Below are 24,481 nucleotides of genomic sequence, written 5' to 3' on the forward strand. Positions count from 1 at the left end.
GCGGGTGGCAGGAACACCCACACCGACTGTTGCACCGTGCGCCCCGTCGGCCTGTCGGCCTCTGTCGCCGACGGGACGCACCCGGCAACGGGACCAGCCGAACGCCAAACCCCCCACCCATCCCCGCACCCCAAGGAGTCACCATGACCTTGCGACGACGGACCTTCCTCAGCATGAGCGCGGCCGGAGCGACGGGCGTGGGCCTGTCCTTGCTAGGGGCAGGACAGGCACCGGCCGCCGCCGGGCCACTGGACACAGCACCGACCACGCCGTTCGCGGTCGGCGTGCGCCGGTACAACTGGACCCGCGGCAGCCGCCCGTGCACCACCTACGTCTACTACCCGGCCACCGGCACCGCCGGCGGCAACCCGGTGACGGACGCCCCAGTCGCGGGCGGGGTCTTCCCCGTCTACAACATGACCCACGGCTACGGAAGCAGCCCGCAGAACTCCCTGTTCATCATCCGGGCCCTGGCCTCGGCGGGCTTCATCGTCCCCGCCCCGCACTTCAACCACAATTTCACCGACGTCAACAACGGCAACACCTCCAAGGACGTCTCGCAGATCCTCACCAACACCCTCGCGCTCAACGCGAGCGGACCTCTGGCCGGGCACATCAACACCGGCATCGGCGTCGGCGTCTCGGGCCACTCCCTGGGCGGCATGGTCACCCACGGTCTGCTGACCTCCTGGCCCGACAGCCGGATCATCTCCGCCAACCCCCAGTCCTGCGTGGACATGGGCAACCCGTCCAGCTCGGTCTCGGCCAAGGTCCTGTTCGTCCACGGCGACCGGGACTCGACCACGCAGTACTCCTCGGCCCGGCAGGCGTACTCGGAGATCACCTGGCCCAAGGCGTTCCTCACCTTCGTCGGCGGCAGCCACACCAGCTTCTGGAGCGACCAGCGCTTCCCGAGGACCGTCGTCGACTGGGCCCGCTGGACCATGTACGGCGACACCGCCGCCCGGGACCGCCTCCCGGCTGACGCGTCCGGGTCCAACACCAGGTGGGAAGCCCAACTGGGCGACTCGCCCGGCGGTCCGGGCCTTTACACCCTGCTGGCCCAGCACAGCGGCAAGGCCGCCGAGATCAACGCGGCCTCCACCGCCGCCGGCGCACAGCTCGTTCAGCGGACCCCCAACAGTCGCCCCAACCAGCAGTTCGAGTTCGTCGACGCCGGTAACGGCCACGTCCGCGTCAAGGCACTGCACAGTGGCCTGTTCCTCCAGCCCACGGGCACCGCGACCGGCGCGGACGTCGTCCAACAGGCCGACACGGGCGCCACCGGCCAGCAGTGGCGCGTGGTCGACCACGGCAGTGGCGTGATCAGCCTCGTCAACCGGGAGTCCGGCCTGGCGATGGATGTCTGGGAGTACTCGACCGCCGACGGCGCCCGCATCGCCCAGTACACCTACACCGGCAACCCCAACCAGCGCTTCACCCGCCGCCGCGTCTGACCGGAACCTGTCGGGGCACCGCTCGGGCAACAGGGCGGGCAGTGTCCCGACATGGCGGCGGCAATCCTTCGCGCAGCCGTCTGAAAGGTCATCACGACGACTGCCCCTGGATCGACTAGTGCTGTGACCGCAGAGGTTCGCCGGGTCGGTGGTCGTGGCGGTTGGATGTGCGGTGACGTCCGATCCGACCGCTGGAGGTGCAGTGGCCGAGCCTGTCCGTGCGCGCAGACTGACCGACCAGGAAGGACAGCGGCTACAGCGTATCGTGCGCCGGGGCAGCACCAGTTCGGTGCGGTACCGGCGGGCGATGATGCTGCTGGCCTCGGCCGGCGGGAGATGCGCACCATCATCGAGCAGCTCCACCCCTCCCTCTGGGGCCCGTGGGCGACGCAGGAAGTCCGCTGGCGCGGGGACAACCCCTGGGACCTGGCGGCCAATCTGGCCCACACGGACGTGTCCCTGTACACGGGCAACGGCCGGCCCCGGCACGACGGCGAGGCCGTGGACCCCACGGAACAACGAATCCGGCAGGAGAACGTGTCCTTCCACGAGCGCCTGCTGGATCTCGGCATCCGGCACCGGTGGCACGACTACGGACCCGGCAGCCACACATGGCCCTACTGGCAGGCCGACCTCCGGGCCTGGATACCGCACCTGAAGTCCTACTTCGCCCGCCACGCGCAGCACCACGCCACTCCCCGGTCGTTCACCTTGTCGTCGATCAGGCCGCAGTACAGCGCCTACGGCTGGACCGTACGGATGCGGCGGGGCGTCACCGAGTTCAGTGCGCTGAACGTTGCGCGCCAGCGCCGCTTCACGGTGGTCGGGAACGGCACGGCCACGGTACGGACGCCCTCACTGGCTCGCCCGGGCACGCGGTATCGCGTCACCGTCCGCGACCACGAGGGCGCTTCAGCGCGGTCGGCCACCGCCGACGCCCAGGGGCGCTTGACGATTCCCCTCGTACTGGGCACCGGCAACCCGCACCAGCAGTACTCGCCGCGGGCCGAGTCGTCGAGTACGGGCCCCAGCCCTGACGACGTGCCGTTCCACACCAGGGGTAACAGCTCCCGCTTCAACCGGGCCGAGGTGACGATCAGCCGCGTTGAGATCTGCTCGCCCAGCCCTCCGGGTCAGAGGCCCGGGGGGACACCGAGGAAAACGGCGCATGGTGCAGCCTTGGCACCAGCTCGGCCAGAGCCATTCATGCGCATCCCGGCACCGGGCAAGGCCCCGCCGCTTGAGCGACTCGGACGGACGTCACTATCGTCTTGCCCAGAGGTGAGACACCTCTCTCCGATGAGGCATCCCAGGAGGCTCCCCCTGACGGTCAAGAACGAGGAACAGGGTGCTGGGCGCGGCATGCGCCGCGACGCGGTCCGTAACCGGCGCAAGCTCCTGGAGGCCGTGGGAGAAGCGCTCAGGACCGAGCCCGGCGGGATGACCATGGCGGTCATCGCGGAGCGGGCCAACCTGTCGCTGGCCACGGCCTACCGGTACTTCCCGTCGGTCGAGGAGCTCCTCAAGGCCTACCTGCTCGGCGTGATCGTCCAGCTGCGCAACTACAGCCACGACTGCCCCAAGACCGGCCCGGCCCTGTTCGAGGACGTGGTGCGGGAATGGGCTCGCCTGGTCCGCAGCTACGGCCCCGCCATGGTCCAGATCCGATCGCGCACGGGCTTCCTCACCCGCCTGCGCAGCAACGACGAGGTGATCACCCCGGTCCGGGACGCCTGGGAACGCCCCATTCGCAGTGTGATGCGGCACCTGGACGTGCCGGATGAGCATTTCGATCACGCGTTGTTCCTGTACAACGCCATGTTCGATCCACGCGAGATCCTGGACCTGATCAGCACCGGCCTCCCGGAGGAGGAAGCGATCAGCCGTTTGACGACGGCCTACTACGGGGCTCTCCAGGGCTGGGCCGGCGCCTGAGGCACACGGACCGGCAGCCGGTGAGGGGCGGCTCCCCGCGGGGGCTGTAGCTCAGCACCAGGAGCCAACCACCCACGGCGTCTGCGGTGGGCTTCAGGCATGCCCACCGGACCACAGCGCGCCCACCGCGCACCCGCTCGGGCATGTGCAACCACCTGCCTCCGGCAGATCCAGCCGCGCCGCCACCCTTGAACCGCTCATCACGATGTGAGAATGTGCTCGCACTTTACATCCGTCGTGACCCCCTGGAGATCGGATGAGCGCCCTCCCCTCCCGAACGGCCGGTTCTCTCCCGGAACGCATCAGAGCAGCGTCGAGGCGGCCCAAAACACTGGGCGGTGCGGTGCCGGGCGCCGTCTCTCTGGCCATGGGTGAACCAGACAGCAACACGCCGCAGCCAGTGGTGGAGGCTGCCGTCCGGGCGTTGCGCGCCGGTCGCACTCGTTACTCGCAGATCACCGGGTCTCCGGACCTCCGCCGGGAGATCGCCTCTCACCTGGCGCTTTCCCAGGGCCCCGGGGTCGACCCGGCCAATGTCGTCGTCACTCACGGAGGCAGCGCCGGCCTCGCAGCCACCGTCCTCGCCTTGCTGAACCCGGGCGATCGAGTGCTGCTCCCCGAACCGACCTACTCCCTGTACGCGGACCACGCGGCCATGGCAGGGGCCAAGGTCGAGTGGATCTCCACTCGGCCGGATGGCTCGATCGACCTGCACAAACTCGCGGCGGCCGCAGCGGGTGCCCGCATGCTCATCCTGTGCAATCCCGTGAACCCCACCGGAATGGTGTTCTCCAAGGCCGATATCGAAGGAGTCGGCGCCATTCTCCGCGATCACCCCGACCTCTACCTCCTGTCGGACGAGGCATACAGCGACATCGTCTTCGACGAGATCGCCTTCACCTCGGCAGCTGAACTGATCTCCGTGCGGGACCGGGTGGTACTCTCCGGCACGTTCTCCAAGTCGTACTCGATGACCGGTTGGCGCATCGGTTTCATCTGCGCCGCAGCCGCTGTCGCCGAAAAGATCAACCTCGTTCACCGGACGATCAACGGGCCTCTGAACACCTTCGTCCAGGACGCGGCCGTCGAGGCGCTACGCATTCCCGACAAAGATCTGCACGCACTCTCGGCGCGCTTCCAGCGCCGCCGTGATCTGGTCATGCGGCACCTCGACGGTCTCGATGCGGTGAGCGTCGTTCGGCCTCTCGGAGCGTTCTACGCATTCCCCCGTATCGACAGCGCCCTGTCCTCCGTCGAACTCGTGCAACGGTTCGCCGACGGAGGCGTGCTCGTACGCGCCGGGTCCGAATTCGGCCCGTCGGGCGAGGGGCACGTACGCCTGTCCTTCGCCACGGACGAGGCTGCACTCGAAGAGGGTCTGCGCCGCTTTACGCACGTCATCAACGCGCTTTAGCACCGCCCCCTCGATTTCGATCACATATCGACTCGGCCGACAGCGCGCATATACATGGACCCCGGAGATCTCGAGTGCGTCACGGAGGTCCCGAAGTCCGTGATCCCCAGCGACCCTTTTGATGAAGAGCCAAGCTCTTTACCAAAAGTCGACGAGAAAGCGTTGACAGGCGGCGCACCCGGCCCCATAGTCAACGCAACTGAGATTCGCTTCGCACTTCAGAGTGAGCCGCTCGGTTCGAACGCAAGCACTCCGAGCCTCGGACGCTGCTCTGCGGGCCGGCGCATCACGTAGGCCAGACGGGCCAACAAGGGCTGGCGCACACCTCAAGTGAAACCCCAATCGCAAGCCGTTCGGCAGTGTTCGTAGGGATGAGTCCCCGATGACGGGAAGGTCTCAACGACTCCGTGCGCGACACGCCGCTCGCAGATCAACCGGCAGGCTCCGCTAGGCGGACGGCCGACGGAAGGAGTTCCCATGGCTTCACGGTGGGCAAGGGAGGCTGGGGTCATGTTGGCCGTTGCCTCGCTCGTCACGCTCAGCGCCTGTAGCGGTTCCGGCGACTCGGGCGGTTCGAGTTCCGGCGGCAAGCCGGTGACGGTGGAGTTCTGGGGGGCGGCGGTCGGCCTCGACAAGTCCGTGGCGCTGTTCAACAAGACGCACAAGGATATCAAGGTCAAGTACAGCCAGATCCCGGCGGGCAGCATCGGCGGCTACGCCAAGATGCAGAACGCGGTGAAGGCCGGCAACGCACCCTGTCTCGGTCAGGTGGGCTACGACACCCTGTCGAACTTCATCGCCACCGGCGCGCTGGAGGACATCCACGAGTACGCCGATGCCAGCAAGGACAAGTTCGTGCCGTGGACCTGGCAGATGTCCAGCGTCGGCGACCAGGTGTTCGGCATCCCGGTCGACACCGGGCCCATGGCGATGTACTACCGCACCGACCTGTTCAAGAAGTACAAGATCTCGCCACCGAAGACCTGGGACGATTTCGCTGTGGCCGCGCAGAAGGTGCACAGCGCCAACCCCTCGGCCTACCTGACGACCACGCCGCAGGACGCCTATGACCTGGGGGCGCTGACCTGGCAGGCCGGAGGCAAGTGGTTCGGTACCGCGAACGACCGGTGGCAGGTGACCATCGACAACCCGCAGACGGAGAAGGTGTCGCAGTACTGGCAGGGCCTGCTGGACAAGAAGCTGGTCACCAGTGACCCGATGCTGGACACGGCCTGGTTCAAGAAGGTGCAGGACGGGCAGCTGCTGTCGCTCGTCAGCGCCGTGTGGGCGGCTCCGCTGATCTCCAAGAACCTGCCCGAGCTGTCCGGCAAGTGGGCCGTGGCGCCCATGCCCCAGTGGTCCGCCGGGCAGCAGGCGGCCGGTAACCGCGGAGGCTCGGCGACCGTGGTGCTCAAGGGCTGCGAGCACCCGAAGGAAGCCACGGAGTTCGCGACCTGGATGAGCACCAACAGCGACAGTGTCACCAATCTGATCAAGAACACGGGCATCTACCCGGCCGCGACGAGCGGACAGCAGCTGCCTGCCGTGGACCAGCCGTCGAAGTACTTCGGCGGACAGAACATCTACGAAGTGTTCAAGACAGCGGCCGCGAACACGAGCACGGGCTGGGTGTGGGGCCCGACGATGAGCCAGGTTCAGTCCGACATGAAGGACGGGCTCAAGAAGGCCGGAGCCGGACAGGGCACCATCCCGAAGACCGTGACCTCCGTCCAGGACAGCACCGTCGCGGCCATGAAGGGCCAGGGGCTGAGCGTCGGGAAGTGACGCGCGCGGAGAACGGCGGCGGGCGCCCGGCGGCCTTCCTGACCTGCCGGGCGCCGGCGCCGCAACTTCACACCCTCGGCCCCGACATGCGGGGGTCCGTCCTCCCCCGTGCCACCACCGCCCGCGCCCCCGCAGGGCGACGACCAGCCCGACCAGCACCAATGACCAGCCGGTCCCTCCCTTCACGGGACCACTTCTCGAGCAAGGAGCAGGCATGGCGACAAGAACGCCTGGCGACGCTCTCGCCCACCCCATCGCCGGCTCGGCAGCGAAGCGTATCCCCGGCCGTGGCCACACTCGTTCCGCGGTGCTCTTCCTGGCACCGTTCGGGCTGCTGTTCACGGCGATGTTGCTCGCACCGATCGGCTACGCGGTGTACCAGAGCTTCTTCAGGACGCACCGCAGCGGCCTCGGACTGGGACCGTCGACGACTGTCTTCACCGGGTTCGACAACTACGTGACGGCTCTGCACGACAGCCGGTTCATGTCGTCGTTCCTGCGGGTGTTCACACTCGGCATCGTGCAGGTGCCGGTGATGCTGGGCCTGGCGCTCCTCCTGGCGCTGCTGCTGGACTCGCGTGGCGCCGTGTTCAAGAAGGTCTTCCGGCAGATCTACTTCCTGCCCTACGCGCTGCCGGGCGTGATCGCCGCGATCATGTGGTCGTTCCTGTACGCACCGAGCGTCAGCCCGTTCACCGCTGCCCTGCGGCACGTCGGGCTCGAAGTGAACTTCCTGTCCGACGACCTCGTGCTCGCCTCGATCGGCAACATGATGACGTGGGCCTGGACCGGCTTCAACATGCTGATCATCTACTCGGCCTTGCAGGCGATCCCCGGCGAACTCACCGAAGCCGCTGTGATGGACGGCTGTTCCGGGTGGCGGGTCGCCTGGCACGTGAAGATTCCCGCGGTACGGCCGGCGCTGATCCTCACCACGGTGTTCTCCATCATCGGCACCGCCCAGCTGTTCAACGAGCCCGCGGTGCTGAGTCAGGTCGCCCCGACCGTCTCCCCGACCTACACGCCGATCCTGGCCACACAGCAGTCGGCGGACATCAACAACTACAACTACGCGGCCACCCAGTCGGTCATCCTCGCCCTGCTGACCTTCGTGCTGTCGTTCGGCTTCCTCAAGTTCACCCAGCGGAAGGGCACCTTCGCATGACGACCGTCACTCCCACAGCAACACGTGCCGCCGCCGGGTCTCCCGGGCGACTGCGTACGTCATCGCTGGCCGGCCGGGCGGGCGTGTTCGCGGTCATGGCGCTCTTCGCCCTGTACACGCTCATCCCGGTCTGGTGGCTGCTGGTCACCGCGACGAAGAACAAGGGCTACCTGTTCACCACGAACGGGCTGTGGTTCTCCCACTTCGACCTGTGGACCAACATCCGTGATGTCTTCCAGGAACAGGACGGCATCTTCGCCCGGTGGCTGCTGAACAGCGCCCTCTACAGCATCGGCGGCGCGGCGGTGAGCACGACGCTGTCGGCCATGGCCGGGTACGCACTGGCCAAGTACGCCTTCCGCGGTCGCGACCTGACCTTCAACGTCATCCTCGGTGCCGTCCTGATCCCGGACGTCATGTTCGCGCTGCCCCTGTACCTGATGTTCAGCCAGGTCCACCTCGTCAACACCTACTGGGCCGTCTTCCTGCCCAGCGTCGTCAGCCCGTTCGGGGTCTACCTGTCGCGCATCTACGCCGGAGCGTCGGTATCGGACGAACTGATCGAAGCCGCGCGACTCGACGGTGCCGGCGAGACCCGGATCTTCTGGCGGGTCGCCATGCCGATCATGTCTCCCGCACTGGTCACCATCTTCCTGTTCCAGTTCGTCAGCATCTGGAACAACTACCTGCTGCCCCTGCTCATGCTCAACAGCGACGAACTTCAGCCGGTCACCGTCGGGCTGGCCAACTGGAGGGAAGGGGTGAACCAAGGCATCCCCTACAACATCACCATCACCGGCGCGTTCCTCTCGGTGATCCCTCTGATCGTCGCGTTTCTCGTCCTGCAGCGGTTCTGGCGCTCCGGACTGGCCGCCGGGAGCGTGAAGTAGGCCTGCCCGCCCGGCATTCCGGCCGGCCACGCGGCTGAGCGGACATCCCCCCACCGCCTCCCGCCTACGCGCGCTGCACCCGATTCCCCCGCACCCCTGGAGACCTGACCCTGATGGCCCTGCATCCCAGCATCTCCGCGCGGCTCAGCCAGATCGAGGACCTCCCGTCCTGGCGCGAGGCACTCGCCGATCCGGCCGTGCAACCGCGCCTGCAGGAATACCGGACCTGGAAGGCGGCAGCGGCACTGCCCTCCGTCGAAACCAGCGACGAGAGCATTCCCGGCCCGCACGGCCCGATAGCCGTCCGCGTCTACCGGCCGCCGTCAGCACCGCAGCGGCCTCGCCCTGGCCTGGTCTGGGTACACGGCGGCGGATGGGTCTTCGGCGATCCCGACATGCACGAGGCCGACTGGACCGCCCGCGAGGTGTGCGCCAGGGCCGACGTCGTGGTCGTGAGCGTGGATTACCGGCTCGCGGTCGACGGCGTGACGTATCCGGTGCCGCACGACGACGTCGTGGCGGGCGTCCGATGGGTGCGCGAGAACGCCGCGGTGCTCGGCATCGAACCGGCGCGGATCACCGTCGGTGGCGCGAGCGCGGGGGCGAACCTCGCCGCAGGAGCCGTACTTCGCCTGCGGGACGACGACAACTGGCTGCCCGCCACCCTGGTACTGGCCTATGCGACCATGCACGCCGTCTCGCCGCCCCTCGCGCCGGCGCTGGCCGAGGCATTCGCGCCGTTGCCGCGCATGGTCCGGATCCTGCCGGAGGACGTGGCCGAGATGACGGCCAACTACCTGGGCGGCACGCCGGATCCGCACGGCTACGCCTTCCCCGCGGGCACCGTCCTGGACGGACTCTGTCCCACCCTGGTGCTCGACGCCGAGTACGACGATCTGCGCGCCAGCAGCGAGGCATTCGCGGCCGCACTCGTGAAGTCGGGCGTACCCGTGCGGCATGTCACGGTGCCCGGCGTACTGCACGGCTTCCTCAACCTGCCCTCTTCGGTTGAACCGGTGGACCACGCGCTCGCTGTCCTGGCCGAGACGGTGACAACGGCTCATGCGGGAGAACTCGTGCCGGACCAGGGAGAACGCGAATGACGGAGCGCCTGTACTCAGTGCAGCTCTATACGCTGCGCAACGCCATCGAGACCGATCTCCCGGGGACACTCGCGCGTGTTGCCGCGATGGGATTCGAGAACGTGGAGCTGTGGAGGTTCGAGCAGTACCGCGACGCGTACCGGCGTGCGCTGGCCGAGACACCGCTGCGCCCGCTCAGCGCACACGCGAGCCTTGTCGATGGAAACGCTTCCGCGGCTGTCCGCATGGCAGCAGAGCTCGGAATCGGCACGCTCATCGAACCGCACATCATCGCTCAGCGCTGGACCACGCGGGCGGACATCGAAGCGGCGGCTGCGAGTCTGAACGGCGTCGCGAGGCTTGCCCGGGACGCAGGCGTCACCATCGGGTACCACAACCACGACCACGAGGTCCGTCAGGACTTCGGCGGCAGGACCGGCCTCGAAGTCTTCGCGGAGGCGCTGGACGAGGACGTCGTCCTGGAACTCGACACCTTCTGGGCCGAGGTCGGTGGGGTTTCCGCCGTGGAGTTGATCTCCCGGCTCGGGGCGCGCGTCAGGTTCCTGCACCTCAAGGACGGCCCGTACACCACAACCCTCCTGGAGCAGCAGCCGGTAGGCCAGGGTGCGATGCCGATGGCGGACATCCTCAAGGCCGCACCGGACGCGGTCCGCGTCGTGGAACTGGACGACTACGCGGGCGACCCGTTCGAAGCCGTGCGGCAGAGCCTGCGTCACCTGGTGGAGGTCGACCAGTGAACTCCAAGCGAGTGGGTGTCGGCGTCATCGGCGCCGGCGTCATCAGCAGCAACTACCTCGAGAACCTGACGCGGTTCCCTGATCTGAACGTGGTCGCGATAGCGGACCTCGACCAGGAGCGCGCCCGTGCTCGTGCGCGGGAGTTCGGGTTGCGGCACCTGCTCGTCCACGAGCTCCTGGCCCACGACGACATCGAGATCGTGCTGAACCTCACCGTCCCCGCCGCCCACTTCGACGTGTCGGCCCGGATCCTCGCGAGCGGCAAGCACGTCTGGAGTGAGAAGCCCCTCGCCGTCAGCCGCCGCGACGCACGGTTGCTGCTGGACAAGGCCGGTCGGAGAGGACTTCGCATGGCCTGCGCGCCCGACACGTTCCTCGGTGGTGCCCTGCAGACGGCACAACGAGCGGTCCTCGCGGGCCGCATCGGCGAACCGAAGAGCGCGCTGGCGATCATGCAGTCCCCGGGACCGGAAGGCACCCACCCGAATCCCGCCTTCTACTACGACCAGGGAGCCGGCCCGCTGCTGGACATGGGGCCGTATCACGTCACCGCGCTCGTGCAGACCATGGGTGCCGTCCGGCGTGTGAGCTCGGTTTCCTCAACCGCACGGGCCGTCAGGCGCGTCCTCGTCGGGGCGGGCGCCGGGACCGAGTTCGACGTGCGCGTATCGAGTCAGCACATGGCTCTGCTCGAGTTCGCCTCCGGCGCTCGGGCGACCCTCGTCACGAGCTTCGATTCGGGCATCCGCCGCGACCTCCTCGAACTGCACGGCACGGAAGCCTCACTCGAGGTCCCCGACCCCAACCGCTTCGCTGGAACAGGCAGGTTCGTCCCTCTCCATGCGGAACCGGAAGACGTACCCGCTGTCGGGTCCACGTGGGGCCGGGGAGTGGGGGTGCTGGAGCTCGCTCGCTCGATACGCGACGACGTACCGGAACGCGCCTCCGGCGCTCTCGCCTGCCACGTTCTCGACGTGCTCCTCGCCGTCGAGGAGGCGGCACGGGCCGGGACACCGCTGACCCTCGAATCCACCGTGGCATCGCCGGCTCCCCTGGACGAGGACTGGGACCCCACGGCCGCGACCCTCTAGAACGATCGAGCAAGGAAGTTCAATGATCCGCATCCCGTTCAACGACGCGTGGCGCGTCGGCCCTCTCGTGTCCGTTCACGAGGCGATCGTGGTCGCCGGTGCCGGCGAGGAAGAAGTCACCCTGCCGCACGACGCCATGCTGGGGGGAGGGCGGTCCGCGGAGAACTCCGGTGGACCGCAGACGGGCTACTTCCGCGACGGAAAGTGGACCTACGAGAAGCAGTTCGACGTGCCGGAGGAATGGGCGACGAAGCGAGTCACCTTCGAGTTCGAAGGTGTCTACCGCGACGCGATGGTCTACATCAACGGTGCTCTCGCCGGACAGTGGGCAGGCGGATACTCCCGCTTCCACGTCAGCGCGGACCCCTTCCTGCAGTACGGCCGGGTCAACACCGTCCGGGTGGACGCACAGGCACACCAGGACTCCCGCTGGTACTCGGGGGGCGGCCTCCACCGCCCCGTCAACGTTCTCGTCGGCGACCTCGTCCACGTCACCCCGACCGGCCTGCGACTCACCACGCCGGACATCGACGCCGATCTCGCCACCGTGGTGGCGGCGACCGAGATCGTCAACGAGGACGTCTCCACTCGCGTCGTCGAAGTGCTTCTCCAGATCCTGGACGCCGGCGGCGAGGTGGTGGCGTCCGACCGGGCCCGGGTCACGCTCCTGGCGGGCGAAGGGATCACCACCCATCAGCGGGCCTACGTCCAGCGGCCGTCACTGTGGAGCGTCGACTCGCCCCACCTCTACCACGCGTCCGTGCGCCTCTTTGACGACAGCGGCCCGCTCGACGCGGCTTCCACGCACTTCGGTATCCGCACCGTCACCGCCGACCCGATCCGCGGCCTGCGGATCAACGGCGAGACCGTCAAGCTCCGCGGCGGTGCGATCCACCACGACAACGGCATCCTCGGCGCCGCCGACTTCGCCGACGCCGCCGAGCGGCGGGTGCGGATGCTGAAGGCCGCGGGCTTCAACGCCGTACGCTCCGCGCACAACCCGATGAGCATTGCCCTGATCGACGCGTGCGACCGTCTCGGCATGCTCGTCATGGACGAGCTGTTCGACGTGTGGACGGTCGCGAAGTCCGGTGACGACTACTCGCGCAGATTCCCGCAGTGGTGGGAACGCGACGTCGACTCGCTCGTGGCGAAGGACTTCAACCACCCCAGCGTGATCATGTACTCGATCGGCAACGAGATCATCGAAGCCGGAACCCCGCACGGCACGCGCCTGGGCCGCCGCATCGCCGACCGGGTACGCGCGCAGGACCCCACCCGCCTGGTCACCCACGCACTCCAGGGCATGTACATCGCCCGCGACAAGATCCCCGCGCTGAAGGCGGAACTGGGGCAGGACTCCGCCCCTGTCCGGGGGCTGAACGACTACCTGGGCCAGGTGACGCATCTGATCGACGCCCTCATGGCCTCGCCGGTCGTCGGTGAGCGACTCGCCGAGCCCGCCTCCGTGCTCGACGTCGTGGGGCTCAACTACGGAGAGAGCCGATACGTGCTGGACAAGGAGGCCCACCCCAACCGCGTGGTCGTGGGCTCGGAGACCTTCCCGACGAAGATCGACCGGCTGTGGCAGCTCGTCACCGAGAACCCCCACGTCATCGGCGACTTCACCTGGACCGCATGGGACTTCCTCGGCGAGGTCGGAACCGGCCGGCACGTCTATCCCGAGGACCAGCAGGTGCACCGCGCCCCCTACCCGTGGCTCACCGCCGAATGCGGGGACATCGACATCATCGGACAGCGTCACCCGATCTCGTACTACCGCGAGATCGTCTACGGGCTCACACAGACGCCCTACCTCGCCGTGCGACGCCCCCGCGAGGACGGCTACGTCATCAAGCCCAGGGCATGGACCTGGACCGATGTCTCCCCCAGCTGGACCTTCGACGTTCCTGACGGCTCGCCGCTCCATGTCGAGGCGTACGCGGCGGCCGAGGAGGTCGAGTTCCGGCTCAACGGCACCACCGTCGCGACCGTGACCGTCGGCACCGAGCGGAACTTCGTCGCCGAAGCCGACGTGCCCTACGAGCCCGGTCTCCTGGAGGTCGTGGCGTACCGCGACGGAGCGGAGGTGGGGCGCTCGGCGCTGCGCACCGCCGGCGAACCCACGCACCTGAGCCTGGAGACGGACCGCACCGAACTCGGCGCCGATCCGCAGCGGTTGGTCCACATCGACATCACCCTGATCGACGACAGCGGTGTGCTCAACCCGAACCGGGACACAAAGATCACGATCCAGGTGGACGGTCCCGGTGTCCTCCAAGGATTCGGTACGGGAGCGCCGTCCACCGAGGAGAGCTTCCTCGGCGATTCCGCCACTTCGTTCAAGGGACGTGCCCTGGCGATCGTCCGGGCCACCGGGGAAACGGGGCGGATCACCGTCACAGCCCGGGCACACGGACTCCCGGACGCCTCCATCGAGATCGACGTCGTCCAGGCACCCATTCATCACGTGACAGGGGAAGGACAGAAATGACCTACGCGCCGACAGCGGCCGGCTCGCCCAACATCGAGGTCGGCCCGAAGTGGCAGCGTCCTGACGGGGAGTTGCTCGCACAGTTCCAGCGGCACTCGGTCGCGAACATCGGTGACGCACTCGGGCGCCTCGGCATGCCCGACGGTGGCATCACACCCCTCTGGGACGGCTGCCGTGCCGCGGGCAGCGCCCTGACCGTCCTGACGGTCGCCGGAGACGATCTGGCCGTGATCGACGCCGTCGCACACATCGAACCCGGCGACTTCCTCGTCATCAACGGATTCGGTTACCCGGGCCGGGCGGTGATGGGCGACATCCTCACCCAGTACTTCTCCTCGCGGGGAGCCGTGGGAGCGATCGTCGACGGAGCGGTCAGGGACCGCGACGAGATCCGGCAGCAGCAATTCCCCGTGTGGTCGCGTTCGGTCACGCCGGCAGGGCCGTGGAAACACGGCCCGGGAGCCGTCGGGACGCCCGTCGCCATCGGCGGTGTCGTCATCAACCCCGGTGACGTGGTCGTGGCCGACGCCGACGGCATCGTCGCAGTACCCCTGAAGAAGGCGCACGACATCGCCACCGAGCTGGCGCAGATCGCGGAATCCGAGCAGGGCATGCGCATGCAGGCCAAGCAAGCGCCCACGAAATGAGCCGCGTACATGAAGAGGGCGCGCATGCGCAGGGATCAGCGGTTGAACAACGCCAAGCTGATCCAGGCCGCCGCAGAGCTTTTCGAGCGTTGCGAGCAGCCGATCAGTCTCACCGACATCGCTCGGCAGGCGGACGTGTCGGTCGCGACGGCTTACCGGCACTTCGAGTCCGCGGACGACGCCCTCAGTGCGTACCGACGGGACATCGTGAGCAAGTTCCGCGATCACAGTCTCGAGCAGCCGAGCAACGGTCTGGCCCTGCTCGAGAGTGTCTGCGGCTTCTGGGTGAACCTCATCCTCGCCGAAGGCGCGGCGCTGGTGCACCGCCGGTCGTCGGAAGGGTTCCTCGCGCGGTACAAGGCCGATGAGCCGTACTTGGGAGGCCAGGCGGAGGCCCTCGCCCGCCCCATCCGCGAACTCGTGGCGATTCTCGGGGTCGGCGAGCTCGTCGGCGTCGAGGACGAGGCCGCCTTCCTGTGGAACGTCCTCTTCGACCCCCGGGAGATCTTCGATCTCCGTGACACGCTCGCGCTGTCGCCCGCGCAGATCACGCACCGGCTGGTGTCGGCGTTCCGCGGCGCGCTGCTCGGCTGGGCGACCGCGCGGCTGACCGAACCGGGGCCGCGGTGAGGAACTCCGTCGCAGATCCCGGCTCTGCCCTGCCCGGAGGCAGCCGGCGAAGTTCGCCGTCCAACGGCCATCCGAGGGGCAGCGGCCCCGAATCATTTGTCAGGGAGAGGACGATGACCGCATCCATCACCGAGGCGCAGCAGCCGGGCGGCCGACGCTTCCGCCTGGAAGACCGCTACCTGCGTGAAGAAGGCGTCCTGCACCTCTCCGGAATCCAAGCTCTCGTCCGCGTCCTGCTGGATCGGTCCAGGCGTGACCGTCTGAACGGACTGCACACCGCGACGTTCGTGTCCGGGTACGAGGGATCACCACTCGCCGGGTACGACATCGAGTTGGCACGGCGCGAGGCGTTGCTGCACGAGCACGACGTCGTCCACCGACCGGGGCTCAACGAGGAACTCGCCGCGACCGCGGTCATGGGCAGCCAGTTGGCCGGCCAGATCGGTACCTCACGGTGCGACGGCGTCGTGGGCATCTGGTACGGCAAGTCCCCCGGCCTCGACCGCGCCTCCGATGCCCTGCGCCACGCGAACCTGGTGGGCACGGGCCCGTCCGGTGGCGCTGTCGCTCTGGTCGGCGACGATCCGGGAGCCAAGTCGTCCAGCGTGCCGTGCGCCAGCGAGGTGACGCTCGCGGACCTGGCGATCCCGACGCTGTACCCGGCCGATGCGCAGGACGTCCTCGACTTCGGGCTGCACGCGCAGTTCCTCTCCCGGTTCAGCGGCCTGTGGTCGGGCCTGAAGATCACCACCGCGGTCGCGGACTCGGCGTCCACGGCCGTCGTGGCGCGCGACCGGATCTCGGTCGTGGAGGGCGACATGGGCGCCGGCCCGCACAAGCCGAGCTCGATGCTCCTCGGCGCCCATCTCATGGCGCTGGAGCGCAGCCTGCACGAGGTCCGGCTCCCCCGCGCCGTGGAGTACGCCCGGCTCAACGGCCTCAACCGCGTGATCCAGCGCGGGCCGTCGGACAGGATCGGCATCCTGACGTCCGGCAAGACCTACCTCGACGTCCGCGAGGCTCTGCGCATCATCGGACTCACCGACGAGGACCTCGCTCGGTACGGGATCAGGATCCTCAAACTCGGCATGATCTTCCCCCTCGAACGTGACGCCGTCATCGAGTTCGCGGACGGTCTCGACCAGGTGGTGGTCGTCGAGGAGAAGCGGCCGTTCCTGGAAGCCGCCGTCAAGGAGATCCTCTTCGGCCGCTCCCATGCCCCGTTCGTCCACGGCAAGCAGGACCAGGACGGGCGGTCGCTGTTCAGCCGCTCAGGGGAGCTCGACGCGGACGGCATCGCCACCGGACTGTCCAGGGTGCTCGCGCGGCTCGGTATCGTTGCCGCCCGCGCATGGCGTCAGCGGCCCAGGGCCCGTACGGCGTCGGCACTGCCGCTCCTGGCCCGCAGCCCGTACTACTGCTCGGGGTGTCCGCACAACACCTCGACCACCGCCGGCGGGGACTCGCCGGTCGGTGCGGGGATCGGCTGCCACTCCATGGTCGTGTTCATGGATCCCGAACAGGTCGGCCCGGTCGTCGGCATGACCCAGATGGGCGGGGAAGGGGCTCAGTGGATCGGGATGGAGCCGTTCGTCGACGCCGACCACTTCGTGCAGAACATCGGGGACGGCACTTTCATGCATTCGGGCAGTCTGGCCGTCCGGGCGGCGATCGCCGCGGGGGTGAACGTCACGTTCAAGCTGCTCTACAACGGGACGGTCGCCATGACCGGCGGCCAGGACGCCGTCGGCGCCCTGCCGGTCGACCGGCTCGCCGCGACGCTCCTCGACGAAGGCGTCACCAAGGTGATCATCACGACCGAGGACCGGGCCCGCATCCCGCGGGCCCGGCTTCCGAAGTCGGTGAAGGTTCTCGACCGGGCCGTGATCGAGGACGCACTGGCGGAGCTCAAGGCCACCGCCGGCGTCACGGTCCTCATCCACGACCAGGAATGCGCCGCCGAGAAGCGGCGTGCCCGTCGGCGCGGCAAGGCCCAGGCCCCGACGACGCGAGTCTGGATCAACGAGCGCATCTGCGAGGGCTGCGGTGACTGCGGCCGCAAGTCGAACTGCCTGTCGGTGCACCCGGTCCCGACCGAGTTCGGCCGCAAGACCACGATCGACCAGTCCTCGTGCAACCTGGACTACTCGTGCCTCGACGGCGACTGCCCGGCGTTCATGACCATCGAGCCTGCCGGTAAGCCGCAGCGCGCGGAACTTCCCGCCCTGGCGGCCACCGACGTCGCCGAGCCGGCCCGCACGGCCGGTGCCGGCTCCTTCGGCATGCGGATCACCGGAATCGGAGGGACGGGCATCGTCACCACCTCGCAGGTGCTGGCGACGGCGGCTGTCATCGACGGCCGTCACGCGCGCAGCCTCGACCAGACCGGTCTCGCCCAGAAGGGCGGCGCCGTCGTCTCCGACATCAAGATCACAGAAGGTGTCGTGGAACAAGGGGCCAAGATCGGTCAGGGGCAGTGCGATCTTTACCTTGCGTGCGACCCGCTCGTCGCGACCGATCCGAAGTACCTGTCCGCCGCCTCCCCGGACCGCACTGTCGCGGTCATGACCACGACCGAGATACCCACCGGGGAGATGGTGGTCGACACGACAGTCGGCTTTCCGGCTCCCGATGCCGTGCGCCACGCCGTCGGCGGTGCGGCGCGCCAGCTCGTGGCTCTGGACTCCGGCTCACTGGCCAGGCAGCTCTTCGACGACGAGCAGTACGCCAACATGCTGCTGGTGGGAGCCGCGTACCAGACGGGGCTGCTGCCGATGCCGGCTTCGGCCATCGAAGAGGCCATCGCCCTGAACGGCGTCGCCGTCGACCGCAACGTGCAGGCCTTCCGGCGAGGCCGCCAGGCGGTCGCCGACCCGGAGGCGCTGCGTGCCGCGCTGACGGGCTCGACATTCCCGGAGGCGGAGCCGCGGCTCGCCGCCGGAACCACCGAGCTCGTGGCCTCGGTCACCGATGACGAGGAGTCGGAGCTGCATCGTCTCCTCACCATGCGCGTGGCCGACCTCATCGACTACCAGGACAGGCGCTACGCCCGCACGTACGTCGACTTCGTCAAGGCGGTGGCGGTGGCGGAACGCGCTGCGGGCGGCGGTTCCACCGAGGTGACCGAAACTGTCGCCCGTTATCTCCACAAGCTCATGGCGTACAAGGACGAGTACGAGGTGGCGCGGCTCGCCCTCGATCCCGTCGTGGACGACCACATCACTGCCACATTCGGAAGCGCGAGCCGACGCTCCTACCGGCTGCATCCGCCCTTTCTGCGAGCCGCGGGCATGAAGAGGAAAGTCGCTCTGGGGAGCTGGTTCCGTCCGATCCTCGGCCTGCTGCGAGCACTGCGGCGCGTTCGAGGGACCCGCCTTGATGTGTTCGGACTTCAGCACATGCGACGGATCGAGCGTGAACTCGTCGACGAGTACCGCGAGTCGATCAACACCGCGCTCGGGCTCTTGAACGAGGAGAACCTGGCCGAGGTCCACCGGCTCGCGGAGCTTCCGGATGCCGTTCGCGGATACGAAGGCGTCAAACTTGCGACCGTCGAGCGCTACCGGGCCGACAAGGCCCGCATACTTCGTGAGCTGCAGGAGAGCGCGGACCCGAAATCGACGGGAGCAGGACGGGGTTGTTGAACTCCGCGGCGTGGCTTGTGCGGTGCCAGGCGTACCTCCGACGCAGGTCTCGGGCGCACGCCCCTGCGCCGGACGTCGGTGTGGGGTGCACCGGCATCCACGCTGTGCGAGGACCCTCGCGGCAGGCACTCACCTCCTTCAGAACACGGGGGTACCGTCGTGAGACGTGTGGGTGTCAGCTGTGGCCGGGGCGGAGCGTGCTGAACGGGGGAATGGCCGCTGTGGGCCAGAAGCCACTGCCGGTGAGCAACGACGCCCTCAATTCGAGCGAGAGGGAGTCCAGGTCGACTCCAGCCATGCAAATTCTCTCTGTGCTGGACCGGGCGGGGCCACGGTGAGCGGTGGCTGGCGGGCTGTGGCGACGGACGCGCGACGGCGCGCGTCCGTGCGGGTCGGCGAACGGATCCGGCTCGCGGGACGACGAGTCGCCGACGGCTCCGGACGAGAAGGCATGGGCGCCCGAAGACCACGAGGGTCGGGCCGGTTCCTGGAGGCCGGCCTGGTGAGGCGCGGTCAGCCCTTCGGGCAGCCGCCCCGCTACCAGCAGCACTCCGATCCTGTCCCCGGCGACGGAGCGGTTCTGGTGACGGTCCTCGCCACCGGCCTGCCGGGAACACCCATGTCTTCTTCTCGAGCTCGGTGTGACGCCCGTGGTGCCCCTGCACCACTTCACCAGACCCCTATGGTTCGCCGAACAGGGCGGCTGGCTCTCCCCGAAAGCGACCGACCGCTTCGTGTCATACGTGAACCGGGCCAGCGAGATTCTCGACGGTGTCGAGTGGGTTGTGACCATCAACGAGCCCAACATGATGGCGATGGTGCAGGAGGCCATGCGCTCAGGAAAGGTCTCGCAGTGGCAGAGCCCGACCGTCGACGGCGACGCCGAGCGGGAACACATCGCGGCGAACCTTCCCGTGCCGACCCCTGAGTTCGCTGCACCGTTCATCGCCGCCCATCACGCCGTTCGCGACGTCATACCCGAACGCACCGGCGCGAACGTCGGCTGGTCGGTCGCCAACGGTGCTCTGACCTCTGCTGCCGAGCACGGAGAAGTCCCATGGTGGCCGCACGCACCTCCACGCCCAAAACTATGGTGTCCCACCACATGTGCCGCTGACCTGCGGATTCCTACGGTATGGCGACACACAACAGTCCCCGCCAACCGCCTGGAAGTGGTGCCGATGCCCGCCCCCGCAACCGCTCCCCCACCCCCCGCCAGCCTCAAACGCATCGTCGCCGCCAGCCTCATCGGCACCACCATCGAGTGGTACGACTTCTTCCTGTACGGCTCCGCCGCCGCGCTCGTGTTCAACAAGCTGTTCTTCCCGGACTCCGACCCGCTCGTCGGCACGCTGCTGTCGTTCCTGACGTACGCGGTCGGGTTCGCCGCCCGGCCGCTGGGCGCGCTGGTGTTCGGGCACTACGGCGACCGGCTCGGGCGCAAGAAGCTGCTGGTGCTGAGTCTGCTGCTGATGGGCGGGGCGACCTTCGCGATCGGGCTGCTGCCCACGCACGCCACCATCGGGACGGCCGCGCCGGTCCTGCTCACCGTGCTCCGGCTGGTCCAGGGGTTCGCGCTCGGCGGCGAGTGGGGCGGTGCCGTGCTGTTGGTGTCGGAGCACGGGGACGCGCGGCGGCGGGGGTTCTGGGCCTCGTGGCCGCAGACCGGCGCACCGGCGGGGCAACTCCTCGCCACCGGTGTGCTGTCCGTGCTGACCGCCGTGCTGTCGGACGCCGCGTTCGGCAGTTGGGGCTGGCGGATCCCGTTCCTGCTCTCCGGCGTGCTGGTGATCGTCGGTTTGTGGATTCGTCTGTCTGTCGATGAATCTCCCGTCTTCAAGCAGGCGTTGGCGCAGGCCGAGGCCCGCAAGGCGGACCGGGCCGCGGAAGCCGAGAAGCTGCCGCTGGTCGCCGTGCTGCGGCATCACTGGCGTGATGTGCTGGTGGCGATGGGGGCGCGCATGGCGGAGAACATCAGCTACTACGTCATCACGGCGTTCATCCTCGTCTACGCCACCACCTCGGCCGGCGTCTCCAAGCAGACCGCGCTCAACGCCGTACTGATCGCCTCGGCCGTGCACTTCGCCGCCATCCCGGCGTGGGGCGCGCTCTCCGACCGCATCGGCCGCCGTCCCGTGTATCTGATGGGTGCGGTCGGGGTCGGGCTGTGGATGTTCCCGTTCTTCTCGCTGATCGACACCGGCGGCTTCGGCAACCTGATCCTCGCCGTCACGGTCGGGCTGGTGCTGCACGGGGCGATGTACGCGCCCCAGGCCGCGTTCTTCTCCGAGATGTTCGCGACGCGGATGCGCTACTCCGGCGCGTCCATCGGCGCCCAGTTCGCCTCGGTGGCGGCGGGGGCGCCCGCGCCGCTGATCGCCACCGCGCTGCTGTCCGACTACGGCAGCTCCACGCCGATCGCCCTGTACGTCATCGCCGCCGCCGTGCTCACGGTGATCGCGGTGGCGGCGGCCAAGGAGACCCGCCACCGGGATCTGGCCGACGTCGCCCCGCCCGCCGACGCGGACCGGACCGCGGCACCGGCGGCGGACGCCCGGACCCTCTGAGACGATCCGGCACCGGCCCCCGTGCGTCCGTCCCCGTCTGCGGGGCCCGCGCACGGGGGTCAGTGCCGTGCCGGCGCCGACAACCGGTGCAGCCGCAGGGCGAGTTGGATCTCCAGGGCGCGGGCCGGGCTCTGCCAGTCGTCGCCGAGGAGGCGGCCGACGCGCTCCAGGCGCTGGGCGACCGTGTTCACATGGACGTGCAGTTCGTCCTTGGTGCGGGCCGGGCTCATCCCGCAGGCGAAGTACGCGTCGAGGGTGCGCAGCAGCTCCGTACCGCGTCGCCGGTCGTACGCGACGACCTGGCCGATGGTGCGCTCGACGAAGCCGGGGATGTCCCGGTCACCGGCCAGGAGCAGCCCGAGGAAGCCGAAGTCGTCGGCGGCGGCCCCGTCCCCCGAGCGGCCGAGGAGCCGCAGGGCGTCGAGGCAGCGCCGGGCCTCGGCGTAGGCCGTGGCCACGGAGTCCGGGCGGGTGGCGAGTTCCTCCGCGGGTGCGGAGGCTCCGACGGTGACCGGTGCGTGGACCGCTGTGCCCAGATGCCGGGCGGCGCGGCGGGCCAGTTCGGTGGCGGTGTCCCCGGGGCCGAGGGGCAGCAGCAGGACCGTGCCGCCGTCGCGTGCGGCGGCCAGGCCGTGCCGGGTCGCGGCCAGGTGGGACGCGGCTGCGGCGAGGCGTCTGCGGGCGTCCGCCTCCTGGTCGGCGTCGGGCGCGTCGCCCTCCAGTCGCGCGGCCAGCACCACATGGACCGCGTCGAGGTCGGCGTGGAGGCGGGCCGCCCGCTCCCGCAGCAGGCGCGGGTCGCGGTCGCGGGCGTCGAGCAGGTCGTCCAGGAGTTCGCCGCGCACGCGTTGTTCGGCCTCGGCCGCGGACCGGCGGGCCAGGAGCAGCAGGGAGGTGACCATGGCGGCGCGCTCCAGGGTGCGCTGGTCGACGGGGTCGAGCCCCGGGTGGCCGCGCAGCACGAGTGCCCCGAGCAGCTCTCCGCCGGCGGCGACGGCGGCGATCCAGTCGTCCTCGTGCCGCACGGCGTGGCCCTCCGCGCGGGACGCCTCCAGCGCCTCACCCGGTGCCGCGGCGGCCTCCATGAACTCGACCGTGCCGTCGAGGACCTCGGAGACGGCGGCGGCCACGTCGTGGACCCCGCCGCCGCGCAGGACGAGCTCGGCGAGCCGGTCGTGCACGTCGGAGGCGCGTTCGATGACGCCGCTGCGGTCCTGGATGATCTCGTTGGCCCGCTCCAGACCGGCGAGGGCCGACCGGGTCTCGGCGAGCAGGTTGGCGGTGTCGATGGCGGCCGCGGCGAGGGCGGCGAAGGAGCCGAGCAGGGCGATCTGCTCCCGCTCGAAGACCCGGGCGCGGCGGTCGGCGGCGAACAGCACGCCGATGACGTGGTGCCCTAGTGTGAGCGGCACGCCGAGGATGGCCACCAGCCCCTCGTCCCGTACGCCGGCGTCGATGGTGAGGGTGTGTTGGAAGCGGTCGTCCTTGAAGTAGTCGTCGGTGACGTACGGACGTGCGGTCTGGGCGACGAGTCCACCGAGCCCCTCCCCCATGCCGAGCCGCAGCTGCTGGAACCGGGCCGCGACCGAGCCCTCGGTGACCCGCATGTAGGTGTCGCCCCTCACCGGGTCGTTCAGGCTGAGGTAGGCGACGTCGGTGCCCAGCAGCGACCGGGCGCGCTGCACGATCGCCTGGAGCACGGCGTCCAGGTCGCGCAGCCCGGCGAGGTCGTGGGCGGTCTCGAACAGTGCGGACAGCTCGGCCTCGCGGCGGCGCCGTCCCTCCAGCTCCGAGCGCACGCGCAGGGCGAGCGGCTTGGCCCGCTGGAGTGCGGCGATCCACTCCGCCGGGCGCCCTTCGGCGCGCGCGAGCAGCACCGGCTGCTCGTAGGCGTCGGCGGACGCGCCCCGGGCCAGGAGCTCGAGATACGGCGTCTCCGCGCCGGCCGGTGGCGGTTCGGCGCGGCCGGCGGAGCGCTCGGCTGACTGGACGTGATCGCTGGACATGCTCTCAGGATTCACCATGACCGGGCCGTCCCGTCAGCCCTGTGGACAACTCCCGGGCCGACGGGGTCAGAGGCTCAGTGGGCGGTCCAGCCGCCGTCGAGCAGGAGTGAGGTACCGGTCACGAAGGACGCCTGCGGACCGCACAGATACGCCACGGCTTCGGCGACCTCCTCCGGTTCGATGAGCCGCTTGACGGCGCTGTCCTGGAGCAGCACCTCGGACAGGACGCGCTCCTCGGGGATGCCGTGCGCCCTGGCCTGGTCGGCGAGCTGTTTCTCGACCAGGGGGGTGCGCACATAGGCGGGGTTCACACAGTTCGAGGTGACACCGTGGGACGCGCCTTCGAGGGCGGTGGTCTTGGAGAGTCCCTCCAGCCCGTGTTTGGCGGCCACATAGGCCGACTTGTAGGCCGAGGCGCGCAGTCCATGGACGGACGACACATTCACGATGCGGCCCCAGCCCTGTCCGTACATGTGGGGCAGGGCGCCGCGGATGAGCCGGAAGGGTGCCTCCAGCATCACGGTGAGCACCGTGTGGAAGACGTCGGGCGGGAACTCCTCGATGGGGCGCACGAGCTGGAGCCCGGCGTTGTTGACGAGGACGTCGGTGCCCGCGGCGGCGAGTTCGGCGGCGTCCAGGTCGGTGAGGTCGAGGACGTGCGGTTCCACGGTGCCCGCGAGGTCGCGGCCCTGTCCGGCGAGCGCCTCCAGTCCCGCGGCGTCCCGGTCGACCGCTCTCACCTTCGCCCCGGCGGCCGCGAGCCGCAGCGCGCAGGCGCGGCCGATGCCGCCGGCGGCGCCGGTGACGAGCGCGGTGCGGCCGCCGAGGTCGAGCGGCAAGGCGGGGGGAGCCGGAAGGACATGGGGCGCGGTCATGACTCGACCCTAGGCAGCACGATGGTCGCGCCCCATGTGGT

The 24,481-nt window shown here is 69.1% G+C and carries 16 protein-coding genes and 2 pseudogenes; 16 read left to right on the forward strand and 2 right to left on the reverse strand.

All coding sequences use genetic code 11. The features are described from left to right. The first annotated feature begins 143 nt into the window (after window positions 1-143). The 16 genes and pseudogenes from QF034_RS03515 to QF034_RS03585 all read left to right on the forward strand — a co-directional run bounded on the left by QF034_RS03515 (window position 144) and on the right by QF034_RS03585 (window position 21,559). Window positions 144-1,457 (forward strand): RICIN domain-containing protein, encoded by a 1,314-nt coding sequence (locus tag QF034_RS03515; protein WP_307173504.1) that lies wholly within the window; start codon window positions 144-146, stop codon window positions 1,455-1,457. Between the two features lie 202 nt (window positions 1,458-1,659). After that, a pseudogene (locus QF034_RS03520) lies at window positions 1,660-1,803 on the forward strand (IS630 family transposase); the annotation flags it as partial. Beyond that, complete coding sequence (locus QF034_RS03525) at window positions 1,803-3,392, forward strand: alpha/beta hydrolase-fold protein (protein WP_370880931.1); 1,590 nt, start codon at window positions 1,803-1,805, stop codon at window positions 3,390-3,392. The pseudogene QF034_RS03520 and the gene QF034_RS03525, both read left to right, overlap by 1 nt. 367 nt (window positions 3,393-3,759) lie before the next feature. Continuing rightward, a complete protein-coding gene (locus QF034_RS03530) occupies window positions 3,760-4,806 on the forward strand; it encodes a pyridoxal phosphate-dependent aminotransferase (protein ID WP_307173506.1) in 1,047 nt (348 codons plus the stop codon). Window positions 4,807-5,316: 510 nt separating this feature from the next. Continuing rightward, window positions 5,317-6,591, forward strand: a complete 1,275-nt coding sequence (locus tag QF034_RS03535) for an ABC transporter substrate-binding protein (RefSeq protein WP_307173507.1) — start codon at window positions 5,317-5,319, stop codon at window positions 6,589-6,591. 214 nt (window positions 6,592-6,805) lie between these two features. After that, entirely contained in the window at window positions 6,806-7,756 is a 951-nt protein-coding gene (locus tag QF034_RS03540) for a carbohydrate ABC transporter permease (RefSeq protein ID WP_307173508.1), read from the forward strand. Then, window positions 7,753-8,646, forward strand: coding sequence for a carbohydrate ABC transporter permease (locus tag QF034_RS03545; protein ID WP_307173509.1), 894 nt, complete (start codon window positions 7,753-7,755; stop codon window positions 8,644-8,646). Before QF034_RS03540 ends, QF034_RS03545 begins: the two co-directional genes overlap by 4 nt. A gap of 113 nt (window positions 8,647-8,759) precedes the next feature. Next, the gene (locus QF034_RS03550) at window positions 8,760-9,749 is read left to right on the forward strand and encodes an alpha/beta hydrolase (protein ID WP_307173510.1); all 990 of its coding nucleotides are present in this window, start codon (window positions 8,760-8,762) and stop codon (window positions 9,747-9,749) included. Continuing rightward, window positions 9,746-10,486: a sugar phosphate isomerase/epimerase family protein gene (locus QF034_RS03555; protein ID WP_307173511.1), complete on the forward strand. Its 741-nt coding sequence runs from the start codon at window positions 9,746-9,748 to the stop codon at window positions 10,484-10,486. The genes QF034_RS03550 and QF034_RS03555 overlap by 4 nt, the downstream gene beginning before the upstream one ends. Next, window positions 10,483-11,577, forward strand: coding sequence for a Gfo/Idh/MocA family protein (locus QF034_RS03560; protein ID WP_307173512.1), 1,095 nt, complete (start codon window positions 10,483-10,485; stop codon window positions 11,575-11,577). The genes QF034_RS03555 and QF034_RS03560 overlap by 4 nt, the downstream gene beginning before the upstream one ends. A gap of 22 nt (window positions 11,578-11,599) precedes the next feature. After that, window positions 11,600-14,071: a glycoside hydrolase family 2 TIM barrel-domain containing protein gene (locus QF034_RS03565; RefSeq protein WP_307173513.1), complete on the forward strand. Its 2,472-nt coding sequence runs from the start codon at window positions 11,600-11,602 to the stop codon at window positions 14,069-14,071. After that, window positions 14,068-14,718 carry an RraA family protein gene (locus tag QF034_RS03570; RefSeq protein WP_307173514.1) on the forward strand — a complete coding sequence of 217 codons (651 nt, stop codon included), beginning with the start codon at window positions 14,068-14,070 and terminating at the stop codon, window positions 14,716-14,718. The genes QF034_RS03565 and QF034_RS03570 overlap by 4 nt, the downstream gene beginning before the upstream one ends. A 42-nt stretch (window positions 14,719-14,760) precedes the next feature. Beyond that, entirely contained in the window at window positions 14,761-15,348 is a 588-nt protein-coding gene (locus QF034_RS03575) for a TetR/AcrR family transcriptional regulator (protein WP_307173515.1), read from the forward strand. 113 nt (window positions 15,349-15,461) lie between these two features. Then, window positions 15,462-18,992, forward strand: a complete 3,531-nt coding sequence (locus QF034_RS03580) for an indolepyruvate ferredoxin oxidoreductase family protein (RefSeq protein WP_307173516.1) — start codon at window positions 15,462-15,464, stop codon at window positions 18,990-18,992. A gap of 638 nt (window positions 18,993-19,630) precedes the next feature. Continuing rightward, window positions 19,631-19,801 (forward strand): annotated as a pseudogene (locus QF034_RS41425) (family 1 glycosylhydrolase); the annotation flags it as partial. Between the two features lie 372 nt (window positions 19,802-20,173). Next, window positions 20,174-21,559: an MFS transporter gene (locus tag QF034_RS03585; RefSeq protein WP_307173517.1), complete on the forward strand. Its 1,386-nt coding sequence runs from the start codon at window positions 20,174-20,176 to the stop codon at window positions 21,557-21,559. 59 nt (window positions 21,560-21,618) lie between these two features. Here QF034_RS03585 and QF034_RS03590 read toward each other — a convergent pair whose 3' ends face one another. Both QF034_RS03590 and QF034_RS03595 read right to left on the reverse strand, forming a co-directional pair. Further along, a complete protein-coding gene (locus QF034_RS03590) occupies window positions 21,619-23,565 on the reverse strand; it encodes a helix-turn-helix domain-containing protein (RefSeq protein WP_307173518.1) in 1,947 nt (648 codons plus the stop codon). 74 nt (window positions 23,566-23,639) lie between these two features. After that, the gene (locus QF034_RS03595; RefSeq protein ID WP_307173519.1) at window positions 23,640-24,440 is read right to left on the reverse strand and encodes a 3-hydroxybutyrate dehydrogenase; all 801 of its coding nucleotides are present in this window, start codon (window positions 24,438-24,440) and stop codon (window positions 23,640-23,642) included. Window positions 24,441-24,481: the final 41 nt, after the last annotated feature.

The sequence above is a fragment of the Streptomyces africanus genome (genome assembly GCF_030816955.1).
Classification (GTDB): Bacteria; Actinomycetota; Actinomycetes; order Streptomycetales; family Streptomycetaceae; genus Streptomyces; species Streptomyces africanus.